We start from the raw sequence: 19,795 nt of genomic DNA on the forward strand, positions 1-19,795 counted from the left end.
CAAGCTCCGGTGCTCAACCACCCGGATCACCAAACTCGTCCAGGCCGTCCTGACCCTTCATCTGACCAGCTCAGACTGAGGATGGAAAAGGCTCCGTGTCTGGTCAGGGAGAACTAATCCGCTGCTTGTCCGAGGAGGCGTCCGTGCGGGGGATTGACGGTGCCCGCCGGACGCGGAACGGTCGGGGCGCAACTGTGCGCAACCGACTCGACAGCGGAGGCAGTGGTGACGTTACGGTTCGTCGGGATCGACCCGAACACCGGAGGCGAAGGATCACCGACGGTGTGGGTGGAAGAGCAGAGCGCTGACCTGGTCCTGCAGGGGGAGGAAGCCGAGGCGCTCCTGCAGCAGGTGATCGGCAACACGGAGTGGGTGCCCGGGCACGCGACCGGGATCCCGGACCACGAGCGGGTCATCCGGATCCCCGCCCGCATGGTGCCGATCTTGAGGGAGGCGTGTGATGTCGCTGAACGAACTCACCGAGACGCCGTTCGCTGACCTGCTGGCCGCCACCCGGATCAGGCCCTGCTCTCGTATGGCTACGGCCCGGTAACGAGTAGCTCTGAGTAATTGCCATCGGACAGTTGAGCACGTATCAGAACCACGGTAGGCGATCAATGACCGCGCTGGCTCCGGGCCAGCACGGTGCTCGGTCGAAAGGGAGAACGACCCGTGGAATCCCACCCTCGCGGGTGCCGGAGACAATCAGCTCCCGGCTGAACTTCGCGAGCGCAGCGAAGACTGCCCGCCCCTACCGGGTCATCAACGACCTCACCTGGGACCCAACCAGTGCGGTTACCGCTGCGAGCGCGATGCCTGCCTGGAGCCGGGGCGACGACGCGAGAGCGGCTGCCTCCGCCGCTGACACAATCCAGGAGGCCGCCGCAAGGGCCCGGCGGGCGGATGAGTTCAGGCGACCGTGCTGGCCCGGGTACCCGGTCACCGTCTCGTTCCCGGATGAGGTGGTATGGAGATGGGGCAGGACCACCACGGTGACCGTCTTACCGGCGATCACGCAGCCGGCGTTATCCGGGTCAGGTGGTCGAAGTGAGGGTCGAGTTCGATGAACTCATCCGCAGCGTCTCGAAGTTGGCGGCTGACAGCGTGCGACCAGGAGACGACCCGGACGCCGAGTCCACGGTTTTGTAGCGACTTAATAGTCGGTAGGAAGTCCCCGTCACCGGCGGCGAGAATCGCGATGTCTCCCTTGTCGGCCTTCATGTAAGTGAACGAGTCCTCCATCATCCTGGTGCTCAGGGCGATGTCGACCTGCTTCTCCTTGTTGGTGAAGGTGCTTCGGTCGAAGGTCTCGACCTCGAAGTCGGCATCGCGTACGCGCTGCCAGATGCTGTCGTTCTCCGGCGGCTTGGATCCGAACAGGATGGATCGGCCGATGTTCTCGCCGGGTGGACAGAGGATGCCGTAGAGGCGGCCAAAGTCATAGGTCCAGGGTGCCGTGATCTGCTGGGCGAGCGCGGAACGGATGTCTCGGGCCGCTCCCGAGCGGACAGCTGCTATCCGCTGGCCCTCGATCCAGATGTTGGAGTTGTCGACGTAGACGTACAGGGTCATGGCGGGACGCCTTTCTTGTAGGCCGTGTTCTTGTAGTGTGGGGAAGCGGGCAGGGCCTCCGCCGCCAAGCTGAGAGCCCTGATCTGAATCATCGCGAAGGCTCGACCTGTGCCATCAGGTCGGGCCTTCGGCTTACTCCTGGACGATCTCGGCGATCCGCCGGAGCTTGTCCTGCGCTTCCGAGGTGTTGAGCTGCCGGAGCTGATCGGCGCTCTCGTGGCTGGGGGTGTCTATCACCGCCTGCACTACCTTGCCGACCGGGCCGCCCTTCACGTAGAGGATCACGGACCGCTCCTGGTACGCCGGCAGCTCGTCGGGCAGGTGCCCTAGCCCGATACTGCTCAGCTTGTTGCCGATCTCCTCGCGCACCAGGTTGCCCAGCCGCCCGGCCTTCTTGACCTCACGCAGGACGCCCATGTTCGTCAGATAGACGCCACCGTTGACGTCTGCCGCCTTGCGCAGGTCGTCCCAGGTCTCAATGTCGTCAAATTCTTCTTGCATACTCGCAAATCAACTCTGTAGATGTTCCCAATCCTTGACTTCAAGGATATCTCTATTCTTGCATTTATCTTTGAGTCTGTCAAGGTCGCCCGCTCCGGGGGCATCTCGCCTGTCGCGGTAAATGCCGGATTTACCGCGACAGAGCCCCTACGGTGATCACCGCGACCTGCGGCGGGCCATTCCGGCCGCCGGGGCGAGGTGTACGCATTTACTGCGGCAGGACCGGAAGGGCGGGGCGGGCGTGACGATCGAACCGGTGACCGAACTCGGGAGCGGGGGCGTGCTGCGTGTACCGCGCTCCCGGGTGGTGCCTCTGTCCGCCCCGCCGTCGTCGTACACCGTGGCGGTCGAGCGGTACCTCACCGGCGCGGGCATCGCGAAGTCCTCCGCGCGGATCTACCGGATCTCGCTGACGACGTGGGGGTGGATGCTCGCCGGCGAACCGGCGCCGACCGGGCCCGCCCGCCGGGGCGCGAAGCCGCCCGTCTTCCCCGTCGCCGCGATCGCCGACCCGGCGCTGCCGGAGGTGCTGGCCGAGCTGGCGGCGGCGCGGGCGGACGAGATGGACGCCGACACCGTCAACCGGGAGCTGTCCATCGCGCGCAAGGCGATCGGCTGGTGGCAGCGCCAGGGCTGGATCGTCGGCGATCCGACGATCGGCATCGAGCGGCGGCCGGCGCCGCCGGACCGCACCAAGGCCCTCGCGGAGAACCAGATCGCCGCCCTGTGGCGCCTGGACGTCGCCCTGCGGGAGAAGACGTTCTGGAAGATGCTCTACGAGTCCGCCGCGCGGGCCGATGAGGTGCTGTGCCTGAACGTGGAAGACCTGTACCCGCAGGACAAGCGCGGCAGGATCACCGCCAAGGGCGGCGCGACCGAGTGGATTCACTGGCAGTCCGGCACCGCCCAGCTCCTGCCCCGGCTCATCGCGCGCCGCACCCGCGGCCCGCTGTTCCTCACCGACCGCAAGGCCCCGGCCGGGACGCCGACACTCGACGTGTGTCCGGAGACCGGCCGGGCCCGGCTCTCCTACCGCCGGGCCGAAGAGATCTTCGAGGAGAACACCCGGCTGCTGGCCAACCCCCTCGCCTCCCCCGAGGACATCGAGGACCTGGACGGCTGGACACTCCACCGGCTCCGCCACAGCGCCCTCACCCACGACGCCGAAGACGGCACCTCCACCCCGATGCTGCTGGCCCGCTCCCGCCACGCCTCCGTCCGCTCCCTGGAGCGGTACGCCCGTCCCGGCGTCGACGCGGTCGCCCGGCACGTTGCGGAGCGCGACCCTGCCGCACGTCGCCAGAACCGGTAGCGGGCGCGGCCCTACCTTTCACCGTGGGGCGGGAGACAGGAGACCGGGGCCAGGGAACACCGCTACGGCGTTCAGTTTGCTGAACAGGGGGTGGGTGGTTGTGGGGGTCAGCGTTTGATGCGGCTGCGCATGGCCAGGACGGCCAGCGCGAGCAGTGCGGGCTCGGTGAAGCGGCTGACCATCTCGGTGTAGGTGCCCCAGGTGGTGAGGTCCTGGCCGCTGGAGCGGAACACGACGGAGTTCAGCACCACTTGCAGGGCCTGGTCGAAGCGTTCCCCGGTGAATCGGTCTCCGACGGGCAGCGTCAGCTGTGGGTCTGGCTTGTCCACGATCAGCGTTACCGGTCCGCCGGTGGCGGGAATGGTGCCGGTGGCTGTCTGTTTCGGGGATGAGTCGGGCAGTCCGAGCCCCATGATGAACACGATGGTGACGGCCACGGCCGCTACCAGCCATCCCAGGGCGCGCAAGGCACGCAGGCCGTAGCCGGACAGCAGCCAGTACCCCCACACTAGGCCGCGCTCGCCGGGCGGGGTGCCGGTGTGGTCGTGGCGGCGCATCTCCATCTCGCCGTAGTAGAAGTCGGCGGCGCCGGGCTCGTTCTTGCCGTCCTCGAACGCCTTGCGCAGCTGCCGATAGATCGCTGCAACGTCTTCCGGGTCAGGAGTCTGATCGGGGTCCGGGTGGTGCGGTCCAATACGCCAATGTCGGGGGGAAGGAGCCTGGCCCGGGGGCATGGCGGACTGGCCAGAAGCCTGGGCACGCCAGTGGTGTTCCTCGGCAAGGGTGCGCCGGCGGCTCCACCGGCAGAGCCATATGTGGTGTCGGTGGCGAGGGCCGTTGGGGGTGGGGGCGAAGGTGCACCGGCCTTCCAGGCGTAGCTGGTCCAGGTGGAAGGCGCCGGCGAACAGGCAGTTGCTCAGGTCAGTGTCAGTCAGCATCAGGTGCGCGGCGTCCACCCCGCGCACCGAGACCACCCGCACCCCGGACTCGGAAGTCCGTAGCAGTTCCTCGGCCACCGTCGTGCCGGTCTCGATGTCGATGAACGGAGCGGGGTGAGCGTTGACCGCCACGGGGAACAACAGCACCGCGTGGCTGAGGTCCACGGTTGCGTAACGCAGGCGCAGCGTTGCCGTCGACTCCCAGCGCGTCCTCACGCAGCGCACCTCGTCACGCGCCGCGATCTCCAGCGTCACGGGAACCTCGAACAACGAGCCGGACAGATCCACCGTCCCGCTGCACACCACGGGCCCGAAACGTGTCATCACGGCAAAACGTGCTCCGACGAATGCGACGTGCCCGGCGAACCGCGCTTCGTCGAACCGGGTGGGGCCGGAGAACGTCGCCCAGTCGAAGACGGCGTCCCCGGTTACGTACGTCTCGGTGAACTGTGCGGTGCTGGAGAACTGCGCACCGCTGAAGTGGACGCCAGCGGAGAACCGCGCCCTGCCGAACATGGCGACGTCGGAGAATCGCACCTCGTTGAACCGGGCGCTGTCGGCGAACTGTGCTCCAAGGAACGAGGCGATGCTGTCGAACCGCGCGTTGCTGAACCTGGTGTCGCTGACGAACCACGTGTTGGTGAACCCGGCGAGGCCGGAGAACTGTGCCTGGCCGAACCGGGCGAGGCCGGTGAAGTGCGCCTGGTCGAACTGAGCGGCGCCGGAAAACTGAGCCTGGTCGAACGTGGCGAGGTCAGAAAACTGAGCCTGGTCGAACCGGGCTTCGCGGGTGAACTGCGCCTGGTCGAACTGAGCGGCGCCGGAAAACTGAGCCCCGCTGAACCCTGCGAAGCCGGAAAACTCAGCCCTGCTGAATATGGCGAGGCCGGAGAACTTCGTCTGGTGGAACCGGGCGTCGCCGAGGCGGTACTTCTGGGTGGTGGGGTCATGAAGGGCTTGGAGGAGGGCTTCAAGGAGGAGTGGGGTGAAGGTGGTGCCGCGGTGGTCGATGTCCGCGCCTGGGGTCAGGCCGGTCAGGTAGGCGTCGCGGTCGGTGTCGTTCAGGTGGGCGAGGCATGCGGTGTGGCCAGGGACGTGGATGCCTGGGCAGCCGACAGGGTCGGTGGCGGGGTTGGCGCCGTGTCCGCAGTGTGGCCAGGAAGGCGGGGTGGGTGCGGGGGCCGGTGGGGTGCTCATGGCCTGGGAGCTCCGGTGGTTGGCTCGTGACGGGCTGAGGGGGCGCTGCCTGCCGAGGGTGCACGGCGGTCGGCGCCAGGGTTCGCGGGCTGTTCCGGGTCAGGGCCTGCCGTGCCGGAAGGGGTCTTCGTCGGTCTCGCCGCGGCGTCGGCGTTCAGCCTGGTAGGCGGTCCAGGCGAGCTCACCCTGCTGGGTGGAGCGCCAGGGCGTTCCGGTGCGGTCGCAGAACTCGGCATAGTTCAGGTCGGGTTCGGCCAGCCTGCGCCGCCGTTCGGCGCGCGGGTCATCGCCGACCTGGGCGGCGTGCAGGTCGTCCACGCGGCGGGCGCGCGCCAGTTCGTCGATGTCGAAGGCGATCCGCCGCAGGATGGCCGCGATCCGGGCTATGTGGACCGGCACGGTGCACGTGTCGGGGAAGTCAGCTTCGGGGCGGAGGTTGGCGGCTGGCGGGTACGGCTTAGTCTCCAGGTGGTCGAGCCACTCGGCGCACTGCCGTAGCCAGTCGACCTCGTCGTGCAGACGCTCGGCGATGCTTGCACGGCCAGACAGTTCTTCGTCGTCGCTGCCGTCCGGGTCCTCCGGGGCCGGCCAGCCCGCCACTCGCAGCTGTCCGAGCTCGGCGTCCAGGGCATCGAGGTCGGCGTTCTTGGTGAGCTGGTGTACCCGGGTCGGCGACAGCCCCGCCACCTCGGCGACCTTCCGCACCGACACTTTCTCGCCTCGGGCAGCGGCCAGGGACCAGTCCCGTTCCCGCTCGGCCTGCTCCAGCCGCCACGCCGCCCGCCGTACCCGCGCCAGCACCCGCCGCTCCCGGCGGAATTTCCTCAGCCACTCACCCGTCACCCGCGACACCCTGCCACCTCGCCCGACGCCGGTACCGGCCCTGTTCTCCCGAAGCTACGGCGAAGTGACAAGTAGCTCTCTGTAATCAGAGTGACGCTCGGTCAGGGATAGCGGGGCGGGGTCCGGGGACTTCGCCGACCTGGAGAGCGGCGAAGTCGGCGTGGGCCTGTTCGACAGCTTCGGGGTACGCCTCGCGCTTGGCGTGCTCGGCGAGCGCTCGGTAGATGCTTGCGACGGAGGGGTTCTGTCCTTTGCGCTTGCCGGTGGGGATGATCAGGTCGGGCTGGATCTGCTCGACGGACTCGCCGCCCGCGCGGCGGCGAAGGACGGTGTGGAGCATGTCGTCGGTGATGACGGGCGGTCGGCCGCCGTGCTTGCCTTTGCGGGCCGCGGTGTCGAGTCCCTCCAGGGTCGACTCGCGGATGTTCTCCCGTTCGGTCTCCGCCATCGCGGCGAAGAACGCGAAGAGCAGCTTGCCTGGGCCGGTGGGGTCGTAGATGCCGGGCAGGGGCCCGGCGAGCATCTCCAGGACCAGGCCGTGAGCGGTGAGGTGGTCGGCGAGCGCGGTGAGCTCGGCAGCGTCACGGCCGAGCCGCTTCATCTCGTACACGGTGAAGATGACTCGGCAGTGCGGGGCGTGCGCCTTGACCTCCCGCGCCGTCCGCAGCGCCTCCTCGAACCGGGGCCGGACCCGTACCCGGGTGCTGATCTTCTCGCTGAAGATCTTGTCTCGGGGGATGCCGTGCTTGCTGAGCGCGTCCAGCTGCGAGTCGAGTTCCTGCCCGAGCGTCGAGCACCGCGCGTACCCGATCCGGATGTCCGCGTTCGGCAGGTCCGGGTCGATCGGCGCCGGCGGCGGGGTGCCGGGCCGCCAGGGTCGGCCCGGGCCGCGGTCGGCGGGGGTCGGCACCCGCAGCGCCTTCTTCAGCTGGGGCACCGCCGTGAAGCGGCGGGTGTGGTAGGCGGAGGCGACCGCGCCGCCGCGCGAGCGGCACGGCGAGCCGGGCTGTGCGTCACACTTCGGACAGGCGTGCTGTTCGACGTCGTCGGCGTCCGACCGGTCGGTCGGGAAAGGCTGCTGAGGGTCCGTCATGGGCCCGGATTTTCGCACAATGCAAGTCTCAGAAGGGGGCCAGTCCCGCTTTTGAGTGAGAACGGGTTCTGCGAACAAATCCGGGCGCGACGGAGGTCCGGCGGCTCGTGATTGATCTTGCTCGGGCAAAGGACCGTTTGTGAGAGTGGATTTTCCTTCCGTCGCGTCACGCACTCAGGAACGTGTGCGACGCCGTGTTCTGCTCGGGGCGCGCGTGGGCCGTTTGCGTTCTCGCGCGGCCAGATAGCCCTGTCTCAGGGTCAGCAGCGCCCACAGGCCGCCGACTGCCGCTAGCCAGCGGGTGTGCAGCAGCATGGCGCCCATGACCAGGGCGGCTGTGATCACAAGGTCCGCGACGGTCACCGAGGCGTCCCGTACCCATTGCGCATTCCAGTTCATCGCCGTGCCTTCACGTTCAGTGTCTCCCCGGTACAACGAGGGCCGGGCCGATCCGGTGGTGTGCGCAGACAGGCGGATAGCGGTACGGACTCCCTGGCCAGAGTGCTGGCGGCCGGTTTGCGTGGGCGGTGCGACACGCGCGGCGGACCCCCTTTGGCCGGGCGGGACGGGAGACGATGCCCGGCGAGGGTTCAGCAGCGGCTGGCTTCCCGGGAAGGGCGGGCGATGGACGGCGAACGGGGCAACAGCCAGGGACGGGACAAGTCCGGCGGCGCGGAGATGGCGGGGCAGCCGAACCTCATCGCGCCATCGGATGTTCCCGCGCTTTCCGCGCGGTTCTGGGTTCTGGTCGTGGCCACGGGTGTGCTGGCGGGCTTTGCGGGTGCCGCACTGATGGTGGTGCTGCATGCGGCAGCCCACCTCACGTATTCCTACCAGTCGGGGAGCTTCCTGACCGCCGTCGAGCAGGCTGGCGCGCTCCGCCGTGTAGTGGCCCTGGCCGCTGCTGGGGCGGTGGCCGGGATCGGCTGGTGGCTGCTGCGGTGGTGGACGGGCCCCGGCGGCTCGGAGGTGAGTACGGCGCTGTGGCGCCACGAAGGGCACCTGCCGCTACGGCGGAGTCTGGGCACCGCGGTCCTGTCCGTGGTGATCGTCGGCATGGGTGCTTCGCTGGGGCGCGAGGGAGCACCGCGACTGGCCGGTGCGGCGCTGGCCTCCCGGCTGTCCGACTGGGCCCGTCTGGACACCGCGCACCGCCGGCTGCTCGCCGCCTGCGGCGCAGGCGCCGGCATGGCGTGCGTGTACAACGTCCCTCTGGGCGGGGCGCTGCTGACGCTGGAGGTGATGCTCGGCGTCCTGTCGCTGCGCCTGGCCCTGCCTGCCCTGGCCACCTGCTGTATCGCCACCGCGGTCGCCTGGACGGTCCTGCCCAACGGGCCCACCTACCAGTTGCCCGAAGTGGGGCTGTCCATGTCACTGACCGTGTTCGCCGTGCTGATCGGACCCCTCGCCGGGCTGGTCGCGGTCGGCTGGGTGCGGATGATCCGGATAGCGCATGACCACCGGCCTGCGGGGTGGGGGCTGCTGGTCGCGCCGCTGCTGGTGTTCACCGTGGTCGGTGTGCTGGCCGTTCCCTATCCCGAACTGCTCGGCAATGGGAAGGACATCGTTCAGCTCACTTTCTCCGCGCAGGTCGCAGCCCCTCTTCTGGTGGCCCTGCTCTTCCTCAAGCCGATCGCCACCGCCGGGAGCCTGGGCAGCGGCGCCAGCGGCGGCCTGTTCACCCCCACCATCGCCGCTGGTGCCCTGCTCGGCTCTCTGGCGGGGCAGGGCTGGGCACACGCCTGGCCTGCCCCGGCCGCCGGTTTCGCGGTCATCGGCGCGGCTGCGGTCCTTGCCGCCGCCATGCAGGCCCCCATCGCCGCTGTCGTCCTGATGCTGGAACTCACCCGCACCATCGATGCCCTGATGGTCCCCCTGCTCTTCGCTGTCACCGGCGCCATGCTCGTCTCCCGCCGACTCGACACCCCCTCCATCTACTCCGTACGCCTCCCCGCCCAATGACACCCCGCCACACAGCCACCCTCACGGCGTTGCGGCAGAAACGGGCCGCCTCCCAGCAGGGAACAGGGTCGTCCCCCTCCGTATCCGCCCGGAACCGTTACGCCTCCCGGCGGAGGGCGCAATGGCCATAGACCCGACAGGTGCGGCGGCGCGGAGATGGTGGGGGTACTCCGGTCGTGTGTCCTCGGGCGCAGCGCCGCTGATCAGATGGCATCAGCGAGCGATATGTACAGGTTTCCCCGGCCGGGGCCGGTAGCGTGCCGTTGTGGCCTTCGGTGTCGATGCCTTCGGACCGATCGGAGGCCGAGACCGTCCTGGAAGTGGTCCAACAGCAGGAGGCTGTGTGACTTCCGGTGAGGGCCTGAGCGAGGCTGAGGCGGCTGCCCGCCTGGCGCGCTACGGGCCGAATACGCTTGCACAAGAGCGTCCGCATGTGCTGCGGGCGGTGCTGGGAAAGCTGTGGGGGCCGGTGCCGTGGCTGCTGGAGGCTGCGGTAGTGCTGGAGCTGGCGGCAGGCAAGGTCACCGAGGCGCTGATCGTCGGCATCTTGGTGGTCTTCAACGGGGTGCTCGGCTACGTCCAGGAGGGCCGGGCGCGGGACGCCCTCGCACTGCTGCGCCGTCGGCTCGCGGTGCGGGCCCGGGTGTGCAGGGGTGGGCACTGGCAGCTGATCGACGCCGAGCGACTGGTCCCGGGCGATCTGGTCCATGTGCGCCTCGGTGACATCGTTCCGGCTGACGTGACCGCGTCTGACGGGACTGCGGCAGTGGACCAATCGGTACTGACCGGGGAGTCGGCCGAGGTGGAGGTCGGGCGGGGCGGCACGCTGTATTCGGGGGCGATCGTCCGGCGCGGTGAGGCCAGCGGCGTGGTGACCGCGACCGGGGCGCACACGTATTTCGGGCGGACTGCCGAGCTGGTGCGCGGTGCGAAGACTGCCAGCCATCTGGAGGAGACAATCTTCAAGGTGGTGTGGTCGCTGCTGGTGATGGACGGTGCTCTGGTCGTGGCGATCCTCGCCTACGGCCTGATCACTGACCTGCCTGCCCGCGAGCTGCTGCCGTTCGTTCTGATCCTGGTGGTGGCCACGGTGCCGGTCGCGCTGCCGGCCACCTTCACTCTGGCCACCTCGCTCGGCGCGGAAGAGCTCGCCTCGGCCGGCGTGCTGGTCACCCATCTGACGGCCATCGAGGAGGCCGCGGCGATGGACCTGCTGTGCACGGACAAGACTGGCACCATCACCGAGAACCGCCTGTCGATCGTCGCCGTCCGCCCCTACGGTCGGCGCAGTGACGCTGAGGTGCTTGCCCTGGCGGCGGCAGCCAGTGACGAGGCGACCCAGGACCCGATTGACCTCGCGGTGCTCGCAGCTGCGGCAGCCCAGGGTGCAGGAGAGCTGGGACAGCGGGCGGGATTCGTGCCCTTCGACCCGGCGACCAAACGCTCGGAAGCCCGGATCGTCTCCGCCGACGGGACGGCCCTGCACGTGGCCAAGGGTGCTCCCGCGGTGCTGGGAACCCTCGCGACCACCCCGCCGGGCCTTGCGGCCGATGTAGAGGCCCTGGCTGCGGACGGGGCACGGGTGCTGGCGGTAGCCGCGGACGGCGGCGGGACTTCGGGGATGGAGGTGGCCGGTCTCCTCGCGCTGGGTGACCGGCTGCGCCCCGACTCCGCCGGCCTCGTGCGCCAGCTGAAGGACCTGGGCATCCGTGTGGTGATGGTCACCGGCGACGCCGCGGTGACCGCGGTGGCCGTCGCCCGCCAGGTCGGCATCGGCGAGCGGCTTGCTACGGCGGAGCATGTGCGCGGCCGGAAGACAGGAAGCCTCGACTTCGACGTGGTGGCGGGCGTACTGCCCGCCGACAAACTCGCCCTGGTCGAGCAGGCGCAGCGCGGCGGCCACGTGGTCGGCATGACCGGCGACGGGGTCAACGACGCTCCGGCACTGAAACGGGCCGAGGTCGGCGTCGCCGTCGCCGACGCCACCGACGTCGCCAAGGACGCGGCGAGTCTGGTCCTCACCGGCCAGGGGCTAAGTGACATGGTCACCGCAGTGGAGACGGGACGGCGTGTCTACCAGCGCATGCTCACCTACACCCTCAACAAGATCACCAAGACCTTCCAGGTCTCGCTGTTCCTCGGCCTGGGCCTTCTGGTCACCGGGAGTTTCGTGACGACACCGCGGCTGGTGCTGCTCCTGCTGTTCGCCAATGACTTCGTGACCATGTCGATTGCCACTGACCGGGTCGGCTTCTCCGCCCGGCCCGACCGCTGGCACGTCCGCAGCCTGTCCTTTGCAGCGCTCGGCATCGCCGTGCCCTGGCTCGTGCTCTCCTTCGCCACCTTCTACATCGGCCGTGACGTCCTCGGGCTCTCACTCGCCGGCACGCAGACGCTGGTGTTCGTCATGCTGGTCGCCACTGGCCAGGCGACCGTTTACCTGGTTCGCGAACGGCACCACCTGTGGGCATCCAGGCCGAGCACCTGGATGCTGGCGGCCACCGCTCTCGACGTGGTGATCGTCACGGTGCTGGCGAGTCGTGGAATCCTGATGGCGCCCGTCAGCCTCACCTACCTGGCCGCTCTGCTCGGCGCGGTGCTTGCGGCAACGTTGATCCTGGACATGCTGAAAGTCCCGCTCCTGGAACACATGCGACTGCAGACCTGAAGGCGCCAGGGCGACGAGGCACACGAACGTCCCGCTCGAAGGTGCTGGTGTCGGCGGCGCTGAGCCCAGCGTCCGGCCCGGCGCCTCATCCCCGGTCAACGATCCAGCCGCCCGCCGGCGGGCGGGTCTTCAGGTTGCCGAACCGGCCGTACCCTCCGCCGCCGGTTCGGGAGTCTGCGTATCGGGCGCAGTGCGAGGGCCGGGCAGCATGGACGCCGCGGCGGCGAAGTCGAGGTGGGAGTTCATGTCCAGCTCGAACCGGCCGTAGGGGTTCACGTGGGTCCAGAACAGCGGGGACAGTGCTCGCCGGTCGGCGTCGGTGAGCCGCTTCTGCCACTTCTCCTCGCTCAGGACGTCCTGAAGGAGCAGGGTGTTGACGTGCACCAGCGCGGACTGGAGCAGGTGCAGGGCGAGCATGGAGACCTCCTGGGACTCCTTGTCGGAGCCGGTCAGGTCGCCGTCCTTGCCGTAGAACAGGTCATGGTTGGCGGAGTTCCAGTTCTCCACGACCTGGAGGCCGTCGTTGATCTCGCGGCGCAGGTCGGCGTCCGCGAGGTAGTCGCAGATGAACGCCGTACGTACCGCCCGCCCGAGTTCCTCGATCGCCCGGTAGGTGGGGTGCTTGGGACCGCCTCGGGTGAAGCGGCGCAGGACCTGCTCGGCCTCGGCGGTGCCCAGGCGGAGGGCGGTGGTGTACTTCACGATCTGGTCGTACTGCTGGCGGATCAGGTCCCAGTCGATCGTCTTGGTCGACAGCACCGGCGCCAGGTGCGGCCACTTCTCGTCCTGACCGGCCGCCGGCCGGTACAGGCGTGCCGAGCCGACGTTCTTCAACCGCGGGAGCAGGTTGAAGCCGAGCATGTGGGCGAAGGCGAACCCGACGATGGAGGCGCCGTGCGTGTCGGTGTACTGCCGGTCGATCTCCACGTCCGTGCAGTGCCGCAGCACGCCCTCGATCATCGCGGCGACCTCGGAGGCCGAGCAGGATTTGAGCTGGCTGTAGACGCACAGCGACTTCTTCTCGACGTGCCAGTAGATCATCACCCCGGGCCCGCGGTACCGCTGGTGCCACTCGGTCATGAAGTTCGAACTCCAGGAGCCGAACTTCTTGGAGTCGCTCGCGCAGGCGGTGCCTTCGCCCCACCACGCCTGATCGCGTGCGGCGAAGGTGGCGTTGACCAGCTGCACCAGCGCCGCGCGCATGTTGGCCCGGTTGACGAACAGGTGCCGCACCCGGCGCAGGACGGCCTCGCTCTCGCCGTGCTTGCCGGTGACCGCGACCCGCTTGATGCCCATGTTCGTGCCCAGCGCGAACAGCACCAGCAGCAGCCGGCGCCGCAGCACCGCCTTCGGGACCGCCTCCCTGGTGGCGACCGAGGTGAACTCGCCGGTGAAGCCGGTGGCGAACTCGGCCTCCTTGAGGATGTCGATCAGGTCGATGGTGCCCCAGCGGCGTTCGATCTCCGCCTTCAGGGCGACGAGGTTCTCCGGCTCCTCCTGCTTGCCCAGCGGCGAGACCTTGATCCACGGCTCACCGTGCCGACGGACGATGTCCACCCCGCCCGTGGTGCCCAGCTCCAGCGCCGTGTCGAAGCGGGTCAGGGCCTCGCGCAGCCTCTTCTCCAGGGCCTCGATGAACTTCTCCGGGTCCTGCGGCTGGCGGATCGCGTCGTAGTGCACATCGCGGTTGTCCTCGAAGTCCGGTGGCAGGTCGTCCTCCGGGTTCTGCCACCGGTTCGCGCCCGGCACCCAGATCTCCCGCCGCCGCAGCGCGTCCCGCAGCGCCACGAGCACGCACAGCTCGTAGGGGATGCGCTCGACCCGGCCGCGCTCGTCCACGACCGCCTTGCGCCACTCCTCGCGCACCACCCCGGCCAGGGGGATCTTCTCCGCCTCGTCGAAGAACGCGCCCTCCTTCGCGATGGGCTGGTCCAGGTACCGCTTGAGCAGGTCGATCGCGTCCATCACCGGCCGGTAGGCGGTGTTGTTGCACTTCAGCTCCAGCGCGTTCAGCAGCGGCGAGAGCATCCGCCGCCAGTGGTTGGAGTACGACGAACGCAGCACCGTACGCACCCGGGCCCGGTAGCGGGCCTCGTTCGCCGCGGCCTCCGCGGCGAGGGCCTTCAGCGTGGACTCCCCGGCCACCGGATAGATCACCTTGCGGACCGTGCCGCCCGGCTCCGCAACAGCCGCCTCCGCCAGCCGCAGCAGGATGCCCTCCTTGCCGCGGACCCGCTTGAGCTCCTTGGTGAACTCGCCCTCGACCTTCTTCTCCGCCCGCGTGTTGATCTTCTGCACGAGCTGGATGAACAGCTCCACCAGCGAGTCGGTGATCTCCGTCTCCCGCACATGGCACAGCGTCGACAGCAGCGTGTACCGCACCGGCCCGGCCGCCGCCCGCAGGTCCGAGGGATACTCCTTCGCCGCCCGCGCCCGCCAGGCCGCCACCAGCTTCCCCGACACGTCCCCGAACAGCTCCGGCGGAAGCTGAAGCCCGCGCACCCGCTGGAGCTTGTTCACCTCCGCCAGCAGGCTGTCCAGCCCCAGCGCGCCCGGGTCCGCCTTCAACTCGGTGAAGAAGGTGCCCCCGCCACCCGCGCTGTCCGCGTCCGTGTCGGCGTCCTCGGCGATCAGGTCGTCCAGCCGGGACCGGGTCGCCGCCGACAGCCGACCCACGGTGGCCGCGCAGAACCATTCCTCGAAGGCGCTGACCGCCTTGCCCACCAGCCGGGCGATCTGTCCTGGGGCCGGCGGCTCCAGCCGGTCCTTGCGGCAGCGGGCCACCACCGCCTCGGCCAGCCGGTCCCGGTTCAGCTCCACCCCGCACAGCTCGACCGCCAGCCACTCGGCAAGCTGGCCCTGGTCCTCCTCCGTGCACTCACGGAAACCGAACGCGCCCCGGATCTCCATCCGGTGCCGCTTGATCGCCCGTCCCGACCAGTCGTACGCGGCCCACTCCTCCGCCGCCACCTTCACCTGCTGGGCGACGTACGACACCGCCGGCACCGGGATCTCCCCGGCGTCCTCCGGGAACCGGGCCTCCACCTCGAAGAACTTCAACAACAGCGCGAACCCCAACCGGTTCGCCCCCGACTTGTTCCGCAGCCGCTCCTGGTCCTCCTCCAGCAGCGTCCAGACCTCGATCAGGTCCTCCGGCTCCCACTCCTGCCGCACCCTGCACTCCCTCCGGTCGTCACGACCGGACCAACCTCGCCGAGCACGGCCCCCGATGAGCCCAGAAGATCAAAAACGCTGACAAGCGCACCCCAGATCCGCTACAGAGAGCTACTTGTCACTTCGCCGTAGCTTCGGGAGAACAGGGCCGTACCGGGCGTTCAGCAAACTGAACGCCGTACTGGTGTTCCCTGCTCCACTACTCCCCGAGCCCCTAATGGGCAGCCCGAGGCCTCGGAAGGTCAGGCCAGCTCTCTGCGAGCGGAGGTCATGGCGGCGTTCAGGTGACTTGGTCGTCCGGGAGGTAGCCACTGTCGCGCCTGCCGAGCAGCGCAGGCCGTTCGGCCAGCCACTCCTCCGTGGCCGTAACGAAGCGCTCACGGCCACCAGCCACGGCAACACAGGCTTCTCGATGCCGCTTCTCACGCTGCCTGCGCTGTTTCCTCTCCTCCGCCGATCCCAGTGCCACTCGCACGTTGAGCCAGTCAGGCGTCAGCTGCCCCTGAAGATCATGCTCGATTTCCTCCAGTTGCTGCTCACGGTCCCGTGCAGCCTTGCCCTCCCTTACGGCCTGATCGTCCTCGGCTCGCAACTTAATTACCTCATCCAGCACCCACTTCAGCTGCGGCGGGTCATCGGCGCCGTGCTCCTCGATCGCCCCCTGCTCATCCCGCACATGCTTCAGCAGCTTCTCCAGCATCTTCTCTTCGTCGGACGGCCTCAGCGCGTCGCTGCCCATCAGGTGATCGAGCCTGGTCACGATCTGCCGTGCGACGTCGACCGGCGGGCCGCCTGGGTGGAGCACGATGCGGACCCTCAGGAACTCCGACTTCACCTTGGCCCGTGTGTCCGGCCTCGGGTCGGCCAGCACCGTCTCCACGGAATCCAGGAACCGGATCACCGCGTCCAGCCGGTCCTTGGTGTACGACGACTCGAACGCCGTAAGTGAAGACAACTGACCGATCTGAAGCGCCGTACGCGAGGACAGGCGACCGATCACTGCCGCGACTGCGGCGCCGAGCGCCGTAGCAGCCGCCGTGACCAGAGGAAACCACTCGGGATTCGTCATACCGGCATGGTCGGCGCCCGCGGTTTGAGTCATGCACGAATTGAGGGACATCAGAGGTCCCGTTCTCACCGGGCCTGCGTGCTCGTTGCGCCGGCTGATGCCCCTGCGGTCGGCTGTCGACGTGACGGATGCCGGGCGGCGCTCGGGCGGGCACCCAGTTCAAGCTGCTGGGGACCGCTCGTCCTCCAACGCGGTGAAGTCGACATCGAGGCGGGTGTCGTAAGCCTCCGGGGCAATTCCCAGTTCGTGTGTGGAGTACGCCCCGAAGCGGTTGATGTGTTCGGTCAGGTACGGCGAGATCTCGGCCAGGTCCAGCGGGTCGATGTCCCAGCCTTCAGCCTGGAGCTGCCGCACCACGTCGGCGATGTCCAGGGTGTTGTGGAAGATCACCAGGTTGGCCAGCAGCGAGGTGAACTTCACGTCCTTCTCCTGCTCGACCGGGTCGTTGTGCGCGACGGTGCCGCGTTGGCCGAACCGCACCCAGTCGCTGAAGCCGTTGAACGACTCGACCTTGTTGGTCGCGGCCGTCACCCGGCCGCGCAGCGGCGCGTCCGAGATGTACCGCAGCAGCTGGACAGTGCGAATCACGCGCCCGACCTCGCGGAAGGCAGTGTAGGTGGCGTTCTTGTGGGAGCCCGAGCGGAGCCGTTTGAGCAGCAGTGTCGAGGAGACCGTGCCCTCGCGGACCGAAACGGTGACTCGCATCAGGTCCTTGAAGTGGGTCTCGATCAGGTCCCAGCCGATCACGTTGCGCCTGGGTTCGCCGAACAGGGCGTCGATCTGCTCGTAGACGGCGCTGCGCGAGGGGCGGAAGAACAGGCAGTCCTTCCAGTTGCGGATCCTGGGCATGAGATCGATTCCCAGCAGGTGCGCGAGCGCGAACACCGGGTAGCTCTGGCCCTGGGTGTCGGCGTGGATCGTGCCCGGCTGCACCTCGGAGGCGTTCCTCAGCAGGCCCTCAATGATGTAGACGGCTTCCCACACCCCGCACAGCACGAAGTGCGTGAACAGCGCGATGTACAGGTCCGAGATGTGGTGGTAGGCGATGCCGCCCACGGCCCCGTACCGCACCGAGGTCTCGGCGAGGAGGTTGTCGAGGTAGGTGTCCATGTGGGTGCCGTCGGCCGCGGCGGTGGTGCCGTTGCCCCAGGCGCGGGACATGTCCAGCTTGGCGTGCGCGTTCACCACGTCGGTGAGTGCCTCGTTCAGCTTGGCGGTGGTCGTGTGCCGGCGGGCGGCCACCGACAGCTCGCGCGCGCTGACCCCGGCGATGTGCCGGGCGGCCTCGGCGAACGTCATGTTCGTGCCCTTGACGAACGTGGTGATCACGTAGCGGCCGAAGGGGTCCTTCAGCTTCGGGTCGTTGCCGGAGGCCGGCCCGAACCGGTGCCACCACTCGATCCAGTAGGCGGTGCGGGCCACGATGCCCAACAGCGACCGCTCCGGCATCCGCTCCCTGATCGCCTGCTCCAGACGCTCGGCACTCTTGCGGGCTCCCTTCGCCCGCCGCGGCTTGAGCTTGGGCACCCCGGTGTCCGGATCAATGAACAGCTCGTCGTTGTCGGGATACTCCCCGTCCGCTTTCGCCGCCGCCTCGGTCAGCCGCCCGCGCAGCAGGGACACCAGCGCGCGGCCGTCGAACGGCGTGGTCTCGCCGGGGGCTCCCAGGCCGACCTCGACCAGGTACTCGGGCAGCTTCGCCTCCACCTGTTCCCAGGGCAGCCTCTGCTCGGACCAGTCGGCGTACTCCTCCGACCCGATCACCGCCACGTCCCCGGTACGCAGCTCGTCGGCGAGGTAGTAGAAGACCATGGCCTCGAAGTGGCGGCGCACGAAGTACCCGGGCCGGCGGCGGTCACGGATGGTCTTCTGCCAGTTCTGCGTCGCGAAGGAGACGTCGACTTTCTCGCCGTCCGCCCCGCGGTCGGGGATGTAGTCGCGGGCCGGGATGCGGTGGGCCTTGGCGTGCAGCAGGGCGTCCAGGACTCCGGTGTCCTCGCTGGTGGCCTTCAGCTCGATGACGTCGGTCAGGTCGAACATGACCGGACGGTCGGCCTTCAGGTGCCCGTGCAGCAGCACCTCCCAGTTGTCGCCGTGATGGGCGGAGACCTTCTCGATCTGCGCGTACTGGGCCTCGAACCCGCCGAGCCCGTCCACCGCCGACAGCAGCGAGCCCAGGCCGTTCGACTGGACCATCAGCCCCTCGACCATCAGCAACAACGCCGGCGACACCTTCCCGCCCAGCCGCTCGGCGACCTCGGCCGGGCTGGCGTCCTCCTCCAAGCCCTCCAGCGCGTCCAGGGCCTCCTTCGTCAGCGCCGCTGCCCTCGCCCGGGCCCGCTGCGCGGGCCCCTCCTTGTCGACCTGCTGGAGCAGGGCACGGTAGTTGCCGATCAGGGCTTCCACGATCTCCTGCTGCTGGCGGTGGATCTCGGCCAGCTCCTCGCGGGCCTTCTTCGCCTTCGCCGCCATGCGCTTGCAGAACATCGTGGCCACATCGTCACGAGCGCGCATACGGGCCTTGCCAGCCAGACACGCGATCAGAGCCACCCGCCTGTCCTCGGTGTAGTCCTTCAACGTTCCGGCGTCCTGGGCCTCTGCCTCGCCTGCGAAGTCCGCGGCTTTTGCCGACGCGACGCCCTCCAGCCACTTCCCGGGATCGCCGAGTCCGTCCACCCACTCCAGGTGGCCCTTGAGCCGCTTGAAGTGCGACCAGGTCGCCCGGCCCGGGTTCTGCTTGAGCGCGTTGAACAGCGTCTTGCCGTCCAGCCCGATCACATCCGGCAGTCCCAGCAGCCGGCGCCGCTCCTCCCCGGTCGTCCGGCCCCGGATCCCCACCAGGATCTCCTCGTTGACCTGACCCCGCACTGCGGACGCCATCGCGTCCAGCGTGGAGAACCGCGGGATCTCCAGCCCGGCCTCGACCAGCTTCTCCAGCGCGATGTTGATCAGGTCCGCCGGGTTGTTCTTCGACGCCGCCTCGATACGCATCGTCTCCTCGGCCAGAGACCGGGCCGCCGGGCCGTCGTAGCGCACCTGGCACCGCTCACGCACCCACGACCGGTACCGCTCGGCCGTCCTGCCCGACGCATACACCGGCAACGTGCTCTCCGGCAGCTCCACCGCCCGGCGCACGAACTCCACCACCTGCTCCGGCACGTCGTACGCCTTCGGGAAACAGCCCATCCGCTGATACGACTTCAGCGCCACCAACAGCGCGAGCTGGTGCTCGTCGGAGTCCGTGGCCTCCTCGGCCCACACCCGCTCCTCCTCGCTCGGAGTGAAGAACACATGCAGCTCGCGCGCGGTGATCAGCCGCTTGAACCGCGGATATGCGGTCCTTTCGATCGAGGTCATCCCCACCCCACTTGACGCCCAGCTTCCACGGCGCCTCACGCCGCGCCCGCGCGATCATCCCCAGCCCACGGACCAGAGAAGATCTGAACGCCCAAACCCCGGACACGAG

General features: G+C 68.7%; 13 protein-coding genes. 4 read left to right on the forward strand and 9 right to left on the reverse strand.

The window, feature by feature from the left end:
- Positions 1-225 precede the first annotated feature (225 nt).
- Positions 226-498, forward strand: coding sequence for a hypothetical protein (locus ABZX30_RS17940; RefSeq protein ID WP_355934585.1), 273 nt, complete (start codon positions 226-228; stop codon positions 496-498).
- A gap of 513 nt (positions 499-1,011) precedes the next feature.
- Here the strand turns inward: ABZX30_RS17940 and ABZX30_RS17945 are convergent.
- Entirely contained in the window at positions 1,012-1,572 is a 561-nt protein-coding gene (locus tag ABZX30_RS17945) for an NYN domain-containing protein (RefSeq protein WP_355934467.1), read from the reverse strand.
- A 132-nt stretch (positions 1,573-1,704) separates the two neighbouring features.
- Positions 1,705-2,073 carry a hypothetical protein gene (locus ABZX30_RS17950; RefSeq protein WP_355934469.1) on the reverse strand — a complete coding sequence of 123 codons (369 nt, stop codon included), beginning with the start codon at positions 2,071-2,073 and terminating at the stop codon, positions 1,705-1,707.
- Positions 2,074-2,329: 256 nt separating this feature from the next.
- Here ABZX30_RS17950 and ABZX30_RS17955 point away from each other — a divergent pair, with 256 nt between their 5' ends.
- Entirely contained in the window at positions 2,330-3,385 is a 1,056-nt protein-coding gene (locus ABZX30_RS17955) for a tyrosine-type recombinase/integrase (RefSeq protein ID WP_355934470.1), read from the forward strand.
- 107 nt (positions 3,386-3,492) lie between these two features.
- On the opposite strand, the gene ABZX30_RS17960 is transcribed toward ABZX30_RS17955, so the two are convergent.
- The 4 genes from ABZX30_RS17960 to ABZX30_RS17975 all read right to left on the reverse strand — a co-directional run bounded on the left by ABZX30_RS17960 (position 3,493) and on the right by ABZX30_RS17975 (position 7,855).
- Complete coding sequence (locus ABZX30_RS17960; protein ID WP_355934472.1) at positions 3,493-5,520, reverse strand: pentapeptide repeat-containing protein; 2,028 nt, start codon at positions 5,518-5,520, stop codon at positions 3,493-3,495.
- 99 nt (positions 5,521-5,619) lie between these two features.
- The gene (locus tag ABZX30_RS17965) at positions 5,620-6,372 is read right to left on the reverse strand and encodes a hypothetical protein (protein ID WP_355934474.1); all 753 of its coding nucleotides are present in this window, start codon (positions 6,370-6,372) and stop codon (positions 5,620-5,622) included.
- Positions 6,373-6,448: 76 nt separating this feature from the next.
- Positions 6,449-7,456, reverse strand: a complete 1,008-nt coding sequence (locus ABZX30_RS17970) for a recombinase family protein (protein ID WP_355934476.1) — start codon at positions 7,454-7,456, stop codon at positions 6,449-6,451.
- Between the two features lie 174 nt (positions 7,457-7,630).
- A complete protein-coding gene (locus ABZX30_RS17975; protein WP_355934478.1) occupies positions 7,631-7,855 on the reverse strand; it encodes a hypothetical protein in 225 nt (74 codons plus the stop codon).
- Between the two features lie 225 nt (positions 7,856-8,080).
- Between ABZX30_RS17975 and ABZX30_RS17980 the strand changes: the two genes are divergently transcribed.
- Together ABZX30_RS17980 and ABZX30_RS17985 are read left to right on the forward strand one after the other, a co-directional pair.
- Positions 8,081-9,418, forward strand: coding sequence for a chloride channel protein (locus ABZX30_RS17980; protein ID WP_355934480.1), 1,338 nt, complete (start codon positions 8,081-8,083; stop codon positions 9,416-9,418).
- A gap of 343 nt (positions 9,419-9,761) precedes the next feature.
- Positions 9,762-12,086 carry a plasma-membrane proton-efflux P-type ATPase gene (locus ABZX30_RS17985; RefSeq protein ID WP_355934482.1) on the forward strand — a complete coding sequence of 775 codons (2,325 nt, stop codon included), beginning with the start codon at positions 9,762-9,764 and terminating at the stop codon, positions 12,084-12,086.
- A gap of 129 nt (positions 12,087-12,215) precedes the next feature.
- Here ABZX30_RS17985 and ABZX30_RS17990 read toward each other — a convergent pair whose 3' ends face one another.
- The 3 genes from ABZX30_RS17990 to ABZX30_RS18000 form a co-directional block, all read right to left on the reverse strand.
- Positions 12,216-15,260, reverse strand: coding sequence for a Tn3 family transposase (locus ABZX30_RS17990; protein WP_355934483.1), 3,045 nt, complete (start codon positions 15,258-15,260; stop codon positions 12,216-12,218).
- A 280-nt stretch (positions 15,261-15,540) separates the two neighbouring features.
- Complete coding sequence (locus ABZX30_RS17995) at positions 15,541-16,329, reverse strand: hypothetical protein (RefSeq protein WP_355934485.1); 789 nt, start codon at positions 16,327-16,329, stop codon at positions 15,541-15,543.
- A gap of 159 nt (positions 16,330-16,488) precedes the next feature.
- Entirely contained in the window at positions 16,489-19,686 is a 3,198-nt protein-coding gene (locus ABZX30_RS18000) for a Tn3 family transposase (protein ID WP_355934487.1), read from the reverse strand.
- Positions 19,687-19,795 lie beyond the last annotated feature (109 nt).

The organism is Streptomyces sp. NPDC004542, from assembly GCF_040610035.1.
Taxonomy (GTDB): domain Bacteria; phylum Actinomycetota; class Actinomycetes; order Streptomycetales; family Streptomycetaceae; genus Streptomyces.

Excerpts from the sequence above, each read along its gene's own strand:
- ABZX30_RS17975 (WP_355934478.1), bottom strand. The coding sequence starts at position 7,855 with ATGAACTGGAATGCGCAATGGGTACGGGACGCCTCGGTGACCGTCGCG.
- ABZX30_RS17960 (WP_355934472.1), bottom strand. The coding sequence starts at position 5,520 with ATGAGCACCCCACCGGCCCCCGCACCCACCCCGCCTTCCTGGCCACAC.
- ABZX30_RS17945 (WP_355934467.1), bottom strand. The coding sequence starts at position 1,572 with ATGACCCTGTACGTCTACGTCGACAACTCCAACATCTGGATCGAGGGC.
- ABZX30_RS17950 (WP_355934469.1), bottom strand. The coding sequence starts at position 2,073 with ATGCAAGAAGAATTTGACGACATTGAGACCTGGGACGACCTGCGCAAG.
- ABZX30_RS17970 (WP_355934476.1), bottom strand. The coding sequence starts at position 7,456 with ATGACGGACCCTCAGCAGCCTTTCCCGACCGACCGGTCGGACGCCGAC.
- ABZX30_RS17980 (WP_355934480.1), top strand. The coding sequence starts at position 8,081 with ATGGACGGCGAACGGGGCAACAGCCAGGGACGGGACAAGTCCGGCGGC.
- ABZX30_RS18000 (WP_355934487.1), bottom strand. The coding sequence starts at position 19,686 with ATGACCTCGATCGAAAGGACCGCATATCCGCGGTTCAAGCGGCTGATC.
- ABZX30_RS17995 (WP_355934485.1), bottom strand. The coding sequence starts at position 16,329 with ATGACGAATCCCGAGTGGTTTCCTCTGGTCACGGCGGCTGCTACGGCG.